The organism is Collinsella sp. LCP19S3_F2 (assembly GCF_052121015.1).
In the GTDB taxonomy this organism is placed as follows: domain Bacteria; phylum Actinomycetota; class Coriobacteriia; order Coriobacteriales; family Coriobacteriaceae; genus Collinsella.
Genome location: NZ_JBQKFA010000045.1, coordinates 1 through 313 on the forward strand (window position 1 = coordinate 1; position 313 = coordinate 313).

Sequence of the window (313 nt, forward strand, 5' to 3'; positions counted from 1 at the left end):
GATCAGCGCCCAGGGCAAGGTCACGGGCGAGGACATGGCGCAAATGGCCGACGCTGGTGTCAATGCGACGAAGTACCTCGCGGACAGCATGGGCATGTCCCAGGCTGATGTGAAGAAGGCGATCTCGGACGGCAAGGTGTCGTTCGAGGACTTCGTCACGGCTATCAATAAGGGCACGGGGTCGCTGGCGAAGGATATGGGTCAGACCCTCCCGGCGAAGATTGCGAACTTCAAGACCTCACTGTCCGCGTTCGGCGCGACGCTGCTGGAACCCATGATCGGCCCGATGACGAAGGCTGTGGAGTTCCTCACC

The 313-nt window shown here is 61.3% G+C and carries 1 protein-coding gene; it reads left to right on the plus strand.

The window, feature by feature from the left end:
- A partial coding sequence (locus tag ACTQX9_RS09595; RefSeq protein ID WP_441541399.1) for a tape measure protein occupies positions 1-313 on the plus strand: 313 nt, incomplete at both ends.